General features: G+C 51.2%; 9 protein-coding genes. 4 read left to right on the forward strand and 5 right to left on the reverse strand.

What is annotated here, in order from left to right:
• Positions 1-117 precede the first annotated feature (117 nt).
• Positions 118-3,174 carry a formate dehydrogenase-N subunit alpha gene (gene fdnG, locus A9587_RS14600; RefSeq protein ID WP_077688246.1) on the reverse strand — a complete coding sequence of 1,019 codons (3,057 nt, stop codon included), beginning with the start codon at positions 3,172-3,174 and terminating at the stop codon, positions 118-120.
• 193 nt (positions 3,175-3,367) lie between these two features.
• On the opposite strand from fdnG, the gene fdhD reads away from it, so the two are divergent.
• The 4 genes from fdhD (at position 3,368) to A9587_RS14625 (ending at position 10,077) form a co-directional block, all read left to right on the forward strand.
• Positions 3,368-4,204, forward strand: a complete 837-nt coding sequence (gene fdhD, locus A9587_RS14610; RefSeq protein WP_000753581.1) for a formate dehydrogenase accessory sulfurtransferase FdhD — start codon at positions 3,368-3,370, stop codon at positions 4,202-4,204.
• A 461-nt stretch (positions 4,205-4,665) separates the two neighbouring features.
• Positions 4,666-6,501 carry an ATP-binding protein gene (locus tag A9587_RS14615; RefSeq protein WP_016262669.1) on the forward strand — a complete coding sequence of 612 codons (1,836 nt, stop codon included), beginning with the start codon at positions 4,666-4,668 and terminating at the stop codon, positions 6,499-6,501.
• Position 6,502: 1 nt separating this feature from the next.
• Positions 6,503-8,809: a hypothetical protein gene (locus tag A9587_RS14620; protein ID WP_105263512.1), complete on the forward strand. Its 2,307-nt coding sequence runs from the start codon at positions 6,503-6,505 to the stop codon at positions 8,807-8,809.
• 212 nt (positions 8,810-9,021) lie between these two features.
• Positions 9,022-10,077: a YiiG family protein gene (locus tag A9587_RS14625; protein ID WP_001517337.1), complete on the forward strand. Its 1,056-nt coding sequence runs from the start codon at positions 9,022-9,024 to the stop codon at positions 10,075-10,077.
• A gap of 81 nt (positions 10,078-10,158) precedes the next feature.
• Here A9587_RS14625 and araD read toward each other — a convergent pair whose 3' ends face one another.
• From araD to A9587_RS14645, 4 genes are read right to left on the reverse strand one after another with little or no spacing between them, the layout of a single operon-like run.
• Entirely contained in the window at positions 10,159-10,854 is a 696-nt protein-coding gene (gene araD / locus A9587_RS14630; RefSeq protein ID WP_105263513.1) for an L-ribulose-5-phosphate 4-epimerase, read from the reverse strand.
• The gene (locus A9587_RS14635) at positions 10,848-11,708 is read right to left on the reverse strand and encodes an L-ribulose-5-phosphate 3-epimerase (RefSeq protein WP_105263514.1); all 861 of its coding nucleotides are present in this window, start codon (positions 11,706-11,708) and stop codon (positions 10,848-10,850) included. Before A9587_RS14635 ends, araD begins: the two co-directional genes overlap by 7 nt.
• On the reverse strand, positions 11,701-12,363 hold the full coding sequence (ulaD, locus tag A9587_RS14640; protein ID WP_085449382.1) for a 3-keto-L-gulonate-6-phosphate decarboxylase UlaD: 663 nt from the start codon (positions 12,361-12,363) through the stop codon (positions 11,701-11,703). The genes A9587_RS14635 and ulaD overlap by 8 nt, the downstream gene beginning before the upstream one ends.
• Complete coding sequence (locus A9587_RS14645) at positions 12,360-13,856, reverse strand: FGGY-family carbohydrate kinase (RefSeq protein WP_105263515.1); 1,497 nt, start codon at positions 13,854-13,856, stop codon at positions 12,360-12,362. The genes ulaD and A9587_RS14645 overlap by 4 nt, the downstream gene beginning before the upstream one ends.

Here is a 13,856-nt window from a genome sequence, read left to right on the forward strand (position 1 = left end):
TCCGTACCCTTCATCTTTCAGCTTGCAGGTTCGCTGGCTTCCTTATTCATCCCGGTCACATAGTGTTTCTGCTCCCGGTCTTCATGGCGTTGCCAGCTCCCTGCAATCTGAAATCTATTAGGTATCCACCTTTTCCACATTCACGAGGAAGGATTTAAACTCCGGCGTCTGCGTGTTCGCATCACCGACGAATGGCGTCAACGTATTGGCAATAAAGCCTTTTTTCGCTACGCCTTCATAGCCCCAGTGAATCGGAATACCGATGGTATCGATATCTTTGCCGTTCGCTTTCAGCGTGCGAATACGTTTGGTCACCACTGCTTTGGCTTTGATATAGCCGCGGTTGGAGGAGACTTTCACGGTATCGCCCTGGGCAATGCCAAGTTTGTTCGCCAGCGACTCACCGATTTCCACAAACTGCTCTGGCTGCAAAATCGCGTTCAACAGCGCGTGTTTAGTCCAGTAGTGGAAATGCTCGGTCAGACGATAGGTGGTTCCGACATACGGGAACTTATCGGCTTTACCTAATGCTTCAGCGTCATCTTTAAAGATACGCGCAGCCGGGTTTGAGATAACGTTTGGATGCAGCGGGTTAGTCCCCAGCGGCGTTTCAAACGGCTCGTAGTGTTCCGGGAACGGACCCTCCGCCATTTTATCGAGGGCAAACAGACGACCCATGCCTTCCTGCTGCATGATAAACGGCCCGACGCCGCTGCCCGGAGGCGCTGCGCTGTAGTCTGGAATATCCCAGCCGGTCCACTTGGTGCCGTCCCATTTCAGCAACTGACGCTTCGGATCCCACGGGTTACCCTGCGGGTCTGCGGAGGCGCGGTTATACAGAATGCGGCGGTTAAGCGGCCATGCCCATGCCCAGCCCAACGTGTTACCGAGGCCAGACGGATCGGCGTTATCACGACGCGCCATCTGGTTGCCTTCCGGCGTCCAGCTACCGGCGAAAATCCAGCAGCCACAGGAGGTTGTTCCGTCATCACGCAGTTGGGCAAACGAGCTAAGTTGTTGGCCTTTTTTAACAATGACCGCTCCGGTTGCCGGGTCGGTAATATCGGCCAGCGCCTTACCGTTGCTCTCCATCGCCACTTCTTCTGAAGATGGCTCATGCGGAATGGCGTAGTTCCAGGTCATGTTCAGCACCTGATCCGGATTAGCGCCGCCCTGTTCGGCATACATCTTGCGCAAGCGCAGGAAGATACCGGAAAGGATTTCGCCATCAGTCAGCGCAATCCCCGGGGCGTCCGCGCCTTTCCAGTGCCACTGCAACCAGCGACCGGAGTTAACGATAGAACCGTTTTCTTCCGCGAAGCAGGTTGATGGCAGACGGAACACTTCGGTCTGGATCTTCGAAGAATCGACTTCGTTCAGCTCACCGTGGTTCTGCCAGAAGTTAGAGGTTTCAGTGTTCAGCGGGTCGATGGTCACGAGGAACTTCAGTTTCGACAGACAACCGATCACTTTGTTTTTGTTCGGGAATGAGGCAACCGGGTTAAAGCCCTGGCAGATATAGCCATTGACCTTGCCCTCTTTCATCATCTCGAAGTATTGCAGGACGTCGTAGCCTTTATCCCACTTCGGCAACCAGTCAAAGCCCCAGCTATTTTCCGCCGTTGCTTTATCGCCAAAGAATGCTTTCATCATCGAGACGAAGAATTTCGGGTAGTTGCTCCAGTAGTTGACCTGACCTTCCAGCAGCGGTTTCGGCGTGCTGGCGGCGAGGTAGGTTTGCAAATCGGTTTGCTTCTCGCTCGGTAGCGTCATGTAACCCGGCAGGCTCTGCGACAGCAGCCCCAGATCCGTCAGTCCCTGAATGTTGGAGTGACCGCGCAGGGCGTTAACGCCACCGCCTGCCATCCCCATATTGCCGAGCAGCAACTGGATCATCGCCATCGTGCGGATGTTCTGTGCACCAACGGAGTGTTGCGTCCAGCCGAGCGCGTAGAGGAACGAGGCGGTTTTATCGTGAGCACTGGTTTCTGCGATGTATTCGCAGACTTTCAGGAACGCGTCTTTTGGCGTACCACAAATGTTTTCAACCACATCTGGCGTATAACGGGAAACGTGCTGTTTCAGCAGGTTCCATACGCAACGTGGGTGTTGCAACGTGGTATCGCGTTTGGCAAAGCCGTTTTCGTCCAGTTCATAAGTCCAGCTAGACTTATCGTACTTGCGTTTTTCCGCGTCGTAGCCGGTGAACAGGCCATCTTCAAAGCCGTAATCCTCACGCACGATCAGGCTGGCGTTGGTATAGGCTTCGGTGTATTCGCGGTTGAATTTTTCATTGTTCAGCAGGTACAGCAATACGCCTGACAGGAAAGCAATGTCAGTACCGGAACGAATAGGGGCATAGTAGTCAGCCACCGCTGCCGTACGCGTAAAGCGAGGATCGATCACAATCAGCTTCGCGCCGTTGTGAATTTTGGCTTCCATCGCCCAGCGGAATCCGACCGGGTGAGCTTCAGCGGCATTACCGCCCATCACCACAACAAGGTTGGCGTTCTTGATGTCGACCCAGTGGTTGGTCATCGCACCGCGACCAAATGTTGGAGCAAGACTTGCTACCGTTGGTCCGTGTCAGACACGCGCCTGGTTGTCGACCGCGAGCATACCCAGCGCGCGAGAGAATTTTTGCGTTAAATAGCCGGTTTCGTTACTCGACGCGGAAGCACACAGCATCCCGGTGGAGAGCCAGCGGTTAACAGTCACGCCTTCGGCGTTTTGCGCAATGTAGTTAGCATCGCGGTCTTCTTTCATCAGTTTGGCGATGCGATCAAACGCCTCTTCCCAACTGATTTGCTGCCATTTATCAGAACCAGGTGCACGGTATTCCGGGAACTTCAGACGGCTTTCGGAGTGGATGAAATCCACCAGGCCAGCGCCTTTCGGACAAAGCGCACCGCGGTTGACCGGGTGATCCGGGTCACCTTCGATATGGAAGATAGATGCTTTGGCGTTTTTTGCTCCGTCACCGAGGCTGTACATCAGCAGCCCACAACCAACAGAACAATAGGTGCAGGTATTACGGGTTTCGCGGGTGCGCAGCAGTTTATACTGCCTTGTCTCCGCGAGTGCTACGCTGGGTGCAAAACCCAGTGCCGCTGCCGTGGTGCCTGCCATACCGCCAGCGCAGATCTTAAAGAACTGCCTTCTGCTGACCTGCATGGATTGCTCCTTGTTTCGACATTGTCACGTCCCATTTACATTCGCTTGCTGCGTGTGCAGGGAGTGGGAGTTATTTTTCTTTGCGGAAGAGGCCGCAAAGGTCCAGAATTGGCTCAATTTCCCTCCATCCAGGAAGGGTTTGTAACAGAATACCATAATCTTGGTGTGTGTGTTCTTATCTGGTTAAGAGAAAGTGAAAAAAACACAGCAAAAAGAAATCGAAAATGTGACAAATATCACAGGGATGCGTCAAATTGAGTTATGGCGGCGTGATGATTTACAACATTCCCGGCTTGATGAAGTCGCGGAAGAAGTTCCCGTTGCGTTGGTCTACAACGGTATTTCGCATGTGGTGATGATGGCCTCGCCAAAAGACCTTGAGCTCTTTGCGCTCGGTTTTTCGCTTTCAGAAGGAATTATCGAAAACCCGCGTGATATCTTCGGTATGGACGTTGTTCCTTCCTGTAACGGTCTTGAAGTGCAAATCGAGCTTTCCAGCCGCCGCTTTATGGGGCTGAAAGAGCGCCGCCGGGCGCTGGCCGGGCGCACGGGCTGTGGTGTCTGTGGCGTAGAGCAACTTAATGACATTGGTAAACCGGTGCAGCCACTGCCGTTCACCCAGACCTTTGATCTCAACAAACTGGATGACGCATTACGTCATCTCAATGACTTCCAGCCCGTGGGGCAATTGACTGGTTGTACGCACGCCGCTGCCTGGATGCTGCCTTCTGGTGAACTGGTGGGCGGACATGAAGACGTGGGTCGCCATGTAGCGTTGGATAAACTGCTGGGTCGCCGGGCGCGGGAAGGCGAAAGCTGGCTGCAAGGTGCGGTGCTGGTTTCCAGTCGTGCCAGTTATGAAATGGTACAAAAGTCAGCGATGTGCGGCGTAGAGATTTTGTTTGCGGTGTCTGCCGCGACAACGCTGGCGGTGGAAGTTGCTGAGCGTTGTAACCTGACATTAGTGGGCTTTTGTAAGCCAGGCAGGGCAACGGTTTATACCCATCCTCAGCGTTTAATTCATCATTAAAAAATACCGCAATTCTGATTACGGGTTGCGGTTTTATTTTTTTATTAAATAATTCTCAATATATTATTCAGCATTTAAATATAATTACTGTTTATTTGTAGTAAATATCCTCGTTAACTCCGGCGGTTAAAGATATACTTCTCTCACGTTACGTGATGAATTAATGATTTTATTTATATGGACGTTTTGAACTAATCATCGTATCAATAAATAAAAACGTGTAACTAATGAGTAAAGGGAAACAACAATTTTATTCCAGCATTAAAAACAGCAATAAGTATTACTGACAAAATGCAAAATATTTTTGTCGGATGCGGCGAAAACGCCTCATCCGACCTGTAAATCGTACAGATTTAATGAATTCCGTAGGCCTGATAAGCGCAGCGCATCAGGCAATTTCGTGTTTGTTGTCAACCTCAATGTATTTTCAATAGTGGGTGATGGATTATGAGTATTGAAAAATGAGTACATTACAGTTACCAGGCAGTTCATATTCAACAGAAGTTAATTTAAACGGCTTAATTGAGGTGCTCAGCAAGCATCTTTACTCCACACCTGTGGTTGCCGTGCGCGAACTGGTGCAGAACGGGCATGATGCAATTGTGCGTCGCAGGATTGAGCAACCTGATGCACCAAAGGACAATCTAATCCGTGTGGTAGCTGACGTGGCGAAGTCCACCATCACCATTAGCGATACCGGCGCAGGCCTGACGGAAAGTGAAATTCATGGCTTTCTGGCAACGGTTGGTGTGGGTTATACCCGAATGTTACGCCAGCAGGATGACGATACGGGACTCATTGGCATGTTCGGCCTCGGCTTTTTGTCGGCCTTTGTGCTGGCAAAAGAGGTCACGGTGTTGACCACATCCTGGCAAACGCCGGATCAGAGCTGGAAATACCACTCTACCGACGGGCAAAAATACACCGTTACCCCGCATCAAAACTCGGCTCCGGGTACGCAGGTCATTCTGACGCTCAAAGAAGAGTACAGCCATCTGGCGAGTAACAATTTGCTGAACCGCGTTCTTTCCCGCTACTGCATATTGCTGCACGAGCCGGTCTATGTGGGCGATGCCAGCGAGCCGGTGAATAAACTCCAGCCGCCGTGGCGTGAAGTTGCCCCCGAAGGCGTAACCATGCACCGCGCGTTGGTGCAGCGTAAAAATCTCGCCTTTGCCGCCCAGTTTGAATCCTCCTTCGAACCGATTTGTACCATTCCGGTAGTACCGGCGGGGATGAGCGATGCCGTCGGGATTTTATGGATTCAGGATGGTGCAACTTACGGCACCAGCGATAACCGCAACCTGTCGTTGTTTTTGCGCGGCATGTTACTCGATGACGAAGCGCGTGAGCTGTTACCGCCCTGGGCCGGTTTTATTGGCGGTGTGATTGAATCATCGAAACTGACGCCGACGGCGAGCCGGGAAGATCTTCAGCGAGATGAAACCTGGGTTGCGGTGCAGGAGGCGTTAAAAGAGTCGCTGATCTCTGGTTTGTCCGATCTCGCACAAAACCAGCCAGAAATATGGCGACGGGTATTAATGCGCCATAACGAGGCGTTACTGGGTGCGGCATTGTGTGATGATCGTCTGTTTGATTTGCTGAAAGACCGTTTGCAGGTGCCAACCTCAAAAGGAGCGTTGCTGGCGAAAGATTTACGCATCAATAACAGCATTCATATTCTGTTAAGCCGCGATGGTGGTTTTGAAGAGATGTTGTTCCACATTCTGCAACGACCCGTTGCGCGTGGCGATCGCTATGCCGTGGTGCCATTTTTACGCCGTTGGGCGCTGTTATATCACTGCCGGATTATCGAAGTCGGTACGCAAACGGGTAATGAGCAGTTGTTCAGCCTGGCGGAGTTGCCCGAAGAGCAGGTTGCGTATCTGGAAGAGCAGCTCTGCGATGGTGAGCAATTAATTATTTCCCGCTTCGAACCGGCCGTTTTACCGTTAGTCGTCACGCCAGACCGGGAAGCGGAATTAAAACAAATTCTTGAGCAGGATGATGCCGATAAGCGCATCAGCACCGCGGCGTTAATGCTGGCGCGGCAATTTACCTCGCAAATTCAAAAGACCAAAACATCAAGTCTGTATATCAACCTTAATAATCCCTGCGTCATGCAACTGGTGACAGCATTACAACATCAACAGCAACCAGCGGCGGCATTACGGTTATTAAAATCGCTAAAAGTGATTTTGTGTTCCAGCGGTAATAAAGAGCAGCAGTGGAATTTACACCAGGCACTGGAAGATTTTACTCAGGTTATTCCTGTTTTAATTAATCAAGGAAAATAAAATGGATACATGGGAGTGGTACAATAAATATAGTCAGGAGTTGCGCGATGCCGGGCAAGAATATATTCCGCAACTTATTGATGATTTTTCAGAAGGTGTTTTGCATCTGCAAATGGAAAAGTGCGATTCATTATTACCGGAAATGAAAGCACTTAATCAGGTGGCAAAAAATCCGTGGCTGGAAATATTTATCGGACACTGGGAAATGCGCCATCGTCTGACTAACCACGAAGAAGGCGAAAAAGTGCTGCCTGATGTGGTGGCGCTGTTTGAAAAAGCACATCGGGAAGAGGCGAAAGATTGCCCGCAATCTATCTGCGTTACGCAGGATTTATCCGCCTGCTACGAGAATATAGATGCCCCAGGCTGGGCTAATGAACGCATGGCGGTATGTGAAGAGACCATCGCGCGCATTGATCCGACCTGGAGCTGTTTTATGTGTTTATCCTGCGAATATGCCAGCGCACTGGTGGACTCCAACAAAACAGAAGAGGCGTTGGTTTATATCGACAGGCAAATCGACGCGGTAAACGCAGCGGGGAGTGAATATTTAGAAGCGCTGCTGGCGACCCGTGCCGATATTTTGGTTGCCCTTCAGCGTTACGATGAAGCACGCAAATTGATTGATGAACTGGCAGAAGAAAATGATTACTGGGGACGCGACCGTATCAGTTATCAGTTGAAAAAACTGTACATCATGGCGTTATGCGGACAGGACGAAGAAGTCTGGAAGGAATTGCCGCGTTGGTCAGATCTGACTCCCTATTCATGGGGCATGTGGGTAAAGATTATTACCGTACTGCTTCCTCGCCATCCGCAGAGAAACCACTGGCAACTGGCGCGCATTATCCAACAAATGCTGGAGCATCGTTCGCAGGCTGGGGCGCACCGCAAAGTGGTTGATCTGGCAAAACTGCAAATCACCCTCGCGCTGGAACGTGAATCTGTCTGGGTTGCTAAAATGGCGATGAAACTGGCCCAGCGGCACATGCCGAAATTACGCGCGTTATTGGGTGTCGATCGTGAATTTCTCGAACTCAGCGAAAAAATCGCCGCTAAAGAGGCGGAGTTGCTTGCTCGCCCGATAGTGGAAGCATCTGAAAATAGCGATGAAGAAACGCAGCCAGACCCAGAAAAAGACGTAGAGGTATTCCGCCGTGCTTACCTGAACACGCCAGATGATGCTGAATTGCTGGGCAAACTGGTCAATGCATTAAACGCCTGTAATGCGATCAATGAGTCGATCGAACTTCTGCAACGCCACGTTGAAAGCCATCTTCAGGAAGATAACGGCCTTTGCTTCGATCTACTGGATCTCTTGCTTAACCGTGGCGATCAGCAAGCGATCGAGCACCTGGCGAAGCTGTATGAACAGGCGGGTCTGCTACATATGGCGCTGTGGTTCCGTGCGCGGGTGATTAACCAGCAGGAAGACTGGAGTGAACTGGAGTCGATTGGGCAACAGTTGCTGCAAAATGAAAAAGGGCGTGAGTGGGTCGGCGTTTATCGTATGTGTTCCTGGGCAGCACAAAAACAGGAAGCCTGGGAGCGACAGCTGGATTATTTACAGCAATTACAGCAGCTTTTGATTAGCCGTGAAGAAGATATTCGCAATCTCCAGTGGGATATCATGGCGACCGCCAGCATCTTACAACAATGGGATCTGGTGCGTGTTATTGCAGCCGAGCTGGAAATAGAACTTACGGAAGGCGAAGGTTTTATCGACGAAAAATGGGGGTTATTGAACATCCGTTTCCGGGAAAACTTCGAATACCGCTATTACTATGCCCAGCGGATTGGGCCGGTAACGGCAAGGATTATAGAGCCGACTTACCGGACCGATTTCCCACAACATGTTGATGAAATTGTCGTTTTCGATGCGGAAATGTTGAATACCCGACCAGAAGACGAAGAAGAGCAGAAGAATTTCACTCCGCTCTATGGGTGCCTGCAAACCATTATCCCGACCGGGTACGGCGAGTCCTGGTTCTGCGAAGGTGTTATGCCTGGTGAAGAACAGTTTAATACCTTCCGTGAGGCGCTCCGTGAACGAAACTGGTACTACTGGAGCAACAGTAATGATGACTATACGTTAACGGACAGTCATCAGGGAGAAGATGCACAGCCGCTGTCTGCGTTCTACTTTGTCATCAGTGCACCGCGTTCAGTTTCTAAAGGTGATATCGATAAGAGCCTGAGTGAATTGACCGCTGACTGGGAACATCCGTTGTGCTGGTGGCGTCTTGCCAAAGAAGCCGGTGCGAATGAAGAGAAGCATGCTGCTATTTCTGAACGTTATGGGATGTAATCGGGGCTTAAATAATGGGGAGCAGGAAACTCCCCCTCCGCAACGGCTGAATTGTTAATTAAATTAAGTTCTGCGATTTATATATTAAATTGCAGAACTTATTCATTTTGTGAATTGTATCTATTTATTTATAAACAAAACGCGTGTAGTGACATTTCATTTTTTCCTTTATTATATTCACTCTCTTATCTATATATTTATAAGGCAATTAAATGAAAAGGAATTTATTATCTTCCGCTATTATAGCCGCCATAATGGCCCTCGGTATCACTGGCTGTGATGATAAAAAAGCCGAAACAGAAACTCCCCCGCCCGCCAATAGTCAACCTGCCGCACCTGCTCCTGAAGCGAAACCTACAGAAGCCCCCGTTGCAAAAGCAGAAGCTAAACCTGAAACACCTGCGCAACCGGTGGTCGATGAACAAGCGGTTTTCGACGAAAAAATGGATATCTATATCAAGTGCTACAACAAGTTACAGATCCCGGTACAGCGCAGTCTGGCGCGTTATGCCGACTGGCTGAAAGATTTTAAACAGGGACCAACGGGCAAAGAGAGTCATGTTTATGGCATCTACGGCATTAGTGAATCCAGTCTTTCTGAGTGCGAAAAAGGCGTGAAAAGTGTTGTGGCGTTAACGCCTGAGCTGCAACCTATTGATGGCGTAGCGTTGAATTATATTAATACCGCAGTTGCGCTGGGGAATACTATTAATGAAATGGATAAATATTACACCCAGGAAAATTATAAAGACGATGCGTTTGCCAAAGGGAAAACGCTGCACCAGACATTCTTAAAAAATCTTGAAGCCTTTGAACCTGTAGCAGAATCTTATCATGCGGCAATTCAGGAAATTAATGATAAGCGTCAGCTTGTAGAACTGAAAAATATTGAACAAAGAGAAGGGAAAACATTCCACTACTACTCTCTGGCTGCCATGATTTCAGCGAAACAAATTAATAACCTGATATCGCAAGAGAAGTTTGATGCAGAAGCGGCAATGAAGAAAGTGGCTGAACTTGAAACGCTGGTGGCGCAAGCCAAAGAAGTGAGTAAAGACAGTATGAATTCTCTCTTCACAGGGGCAGCAGACCGATATCAAATTGCATCTAAAAAATATGTTCGTCGTATCAGAGATAAAGTCCCGTATTCTGACTGGGATAAAAAGAAACTTCAGGACGCAAACACAAGCTGGATGGTCGAGGACTCATATCCGAAATCATTACAAGCTTATAATGAACTGGTCGGTAACTATAATCGCCTGCGTTAAACGTTTCTGATTTTTGTGCGCAATGTAATCGGGAGCATATCAATTCATAGTACCGGGGCGATGAAGCCCCGGCGTGAGAGATTATTGTCCGTAATAGGCATTGGCCCCATGCTTACGCAGGTAGTGTTTATCCAGCAGTTCGTTTTGCATGGCAGGAAGCTGCGGCGCGAGTTGGCGTGAGAACAGGCCCATATAGGCGCATTCTTCCAGTACTACGGCATTATGCACCGCATCGGCAGCGTTTTTTCCCCAAGCGAACGGGCCGTGAGAATGCACCAGCACCGCCGGAATTTGCGCTGGACTCCTGCCGCGTTCTTCGAAAGTTTCAATGATCACTTCGCCGGTCTGGTATTCATACTCGCCGTTGATCTCCTCTGCGGTCATCAGGCGCGTGCAGGGGATGGCACCATAGAAGTAATCGGCGTGCGTGGTGCCCCAGGCGGGGAGATCCAGCCCGGCCTGCGACCAGATAGTGGCGTGTCGCGAGTGGGTATGCACAATACCGCTGATTTCTGCATAGCGACGGTAGAGTGCCAGATGCGTTGGCGTGTCGGAAGAGGGCTTTTTGCTGCCTTCCACCACCTTACCGCTGGCTATTTCAATCACCACCATATCATCGGCGGTCATCACGTCGTACTCGACACCGGAAGGCTTGATCACCATCCATTGTCGCGTTTCGTCTACCGCGCTGACATTGCCCCAGGTGAACGTCACCAGATGATGAGCGGGAAGCGCCAGGTTCGCCGCCAACACATCGGCTTTCAGTTGCTCTAACATATAAATCCGGCCTCCTGCATCCGCGCTTCAATCCACCGCCGCGCCTGAATAATCTCCAGCACCGGCTCGTTGGCTTTTTCGGTCCACATCTCAATCAGAAATGATCCGCGATAGTTCAGCTCATGCAGCGTTTTGAAAATGCCAACAAAATCGACACAGCCTTCGCCAAACGGCACATCACGAAACTGTCCGGGGCTTTGTTCGGTAACGGGTTGAGTGTCTTTCAGGTGGATCGCGGCGATACGGTCAATGCCCAGTTTCAGTTCGGCGGGAACATCATTACCCCAGGCACTAAGATTGCCGACGTCCGGGTAGACGGTGAACCACGGCGAGGCGAGTATCTCGTCCCATTTTTTCCATTTGCTGATGGAGTTCATAAACGCGGTGTCCATAATCTCCACCGCCAGCATCACTTGCGATGCCGCCGCCTGTTCAACCGCCCACGCCAGCCCTTCAGCAAAACGTTGCTGCGTGCCTTCGTCATGGTCTTCGTAATAGACGTCGTAACCCGCCAGTTGAATAGTACGAATGCCGAGATCGCGCGCCAGGCGAATCGCTTTACTCATGATTTCCCGCGCCCGCTGGCGTACCGCCTCGTCCCGGCTGCCAAAAGGAAAACGGCGATGGGCAGACAGACACATTGACGGAATGGCAACGCCCGTTTCGATCATCGCGGTGACCAGCGAAGCCCTTTGTGCGGCGCTCCAGTCAAGGCGCGCCAGACGCTCATCAGTTTCATCCACCGACATTTCGACAAAATCAAAACCGCAGCTTTTTGCCAGCACCAGCCGCTCCGGCCAGGAGAGATCTTTCGCCAGCGCTTTTTCATAAATCCCTAACGGATGATTACGCACGCGCGCCTCCCCAGATGGCATCGATTTGCGCATGGAAATCGGCAGCAACCTGTGTCGGATTTGCTGCGCCCGTCAGCGCTCGCCCGGCAATAAACGCCTTCACGCGGATATCTTTAAATAGCGGCAGGTCGGCAGGGGTAATTCCGCCGGTAATAGAAAGTTCGAGGCCGATATCAGAAAGTGCCTTCATACGTGCCAGATCGGTCTCGCCCCACTGCTGCCCGCTGGCCTGCGCGTCGCGACCACGATGATAAATCGCTTGTCGCACGCCAATTCGATACCAGTCGCAGGCGTCGTCCAGCGTCCAGTTGCCGAATAGTTCAATCTGAATTTCACCGCCGTAGCGTTGCGCCATCGCATGGCCTTTTTCTACCGTGGCGAGCGGTGCGGCGCAGATAATGGTCATCCAGTTGGCTCCCGCGCTAAACGCCTGTTGAGCGAGCGTTTCACCGGCGTCGGCAACTTTCCAGTCAGCGACGATGATTTTGTTCGGGCACTGTTCACGCAAGGCTCTCACCGCGCCAAGCCCTTCGTTTAAGCAGAGAATAGTGCCCGCTTCGACGATATCGACGCTGTCTTTTAACAGCGTCACGTCGCGCTGTGCGGCTTCAAGCGATGAGTGGTCGAGGGCCAGTTGTAGAAAAGGTTGGCTCATAAATGATGCTCCTTGATATGGACGTGATAGCTCTGAATTGCGGCAATTAAATGTTGATAGCGTTGATATTTTTGTTGGTAATGCTGATGTGCGGTCATGTCCGGTAGCAGTGTGCGTACCGGATGCTGCAAGCTGCGCTGGGCTTCATTGAAATTGCGATAAACCCCCGTACCGACGCGGGCGGCAAGCGCCGCGCCAAAACATCCGGTTTCTTCTACCTGCGGCAGTTCAATGCGTAAGCCGCTGACATCTGCCAGCATTTGCATCCAGACATCAGAATGCGCAGGGCCACCAGTGACGCGAAGGGTATGCACATCGGTAAAACGTTCACGCATCCGGTTGAGATGGGTCATGTGACTGAACACCACACCTTCATAAATGGCCTGCAACAGATGTGCGCGGGTGTGTATCGCCTGCATACCGTAGAAACCGCTGGTCATCTCGAGTCCGGCGTTACTGCCGTACAGGAATGGCAGAAAAAAGAGAGTGCCATTGGCTTTTGGCAAGCTGGCAACGGCCTGGTTGATTTCATCAAATGAGATTCCTCCCCACTGCGCGGTAAACCATTCGAGATTGCCGGAGGAGGTCGGGCTGGCTTCGTGAACGATGAACTCACCGTCGTTGACGTAGCGGCCATAGACATACGGATGCGCTTCGCCGTCACGCAGACCTGATGTAATACCGCTGGTCACCGCCCAGGTGCCCATCACTGCGTTGAGGGTAAATTCGTCGTCGATCCCGGCGCAGAGCGCGGTGGAAACCACATCAAACAGACCACCGACAATGGGCGTACCCGCTTCCAGACCGGTCAATTCGGCTGTCTGAGCGGTGATTTCCCCGCAAATTTCGGCTGAACCGACAACAGGCGGCAGGGCGTGATTGATTTCACTGATCCCCAGCCAGTCGGTGAGGCGTGGGTCATATTGCCCGCTGCTCATGTTGTAGAGATTGGACTCCGAAATATTGCTCTCTTCGCAGCCTTTTACGCCGGTTAAACACCAGCGCAGGTAGTCATGTGTCATCATCACGCAGCCAATTTGTGCATAGCGTTCTGGTTCGTGCTCTTTCAGCCAACGTAGCAGCGACACAGGATGCCCGGTCCACAGCGTTTGTCGGGTCAGTGGGTAGAGCTTTTCCGGTACGTCTTCTTCCTGCCAGCGACGAACGATTGCCATCGCCCGGCGGTCAGAGGATAAAATGGCGTTACCGAGCGGGTTGTTATTTTTATCTAGTAGAAACAATCCCTTACCTTGTGCTGAAATGCCGATGCCGACAATTTGAGCACCACTGACACCGGTATTTGCAAGCAGATCGCGAATGACGGAAGTGCAGCATTGCCACAGTTCTGCCATATCGCGCTCTACCCAACCTGGCTGCGGGCTTAATGCGCACAGCGGCAGGCGCTGCACGCCCGCCTCCCGGCCTTCGCGGTCATACAGTCCGGCTTTTAGCCAGCTACCGCCACAATCTAACCCCAGCCAGTATTGCGTCAT

The sequence above is a fragment of the Escherichia sp. MOD1-EC6162 genome (assembly GCF_002965125.1).
In the GTDB taxonomy this organism is placed as follows: domain Bacteria; phylum Pseudomonadota; class Gammaproteobacteria; order Enterobacterales; family Enterobacteriaceae; genus Escherichia; species Escherichia marmotae.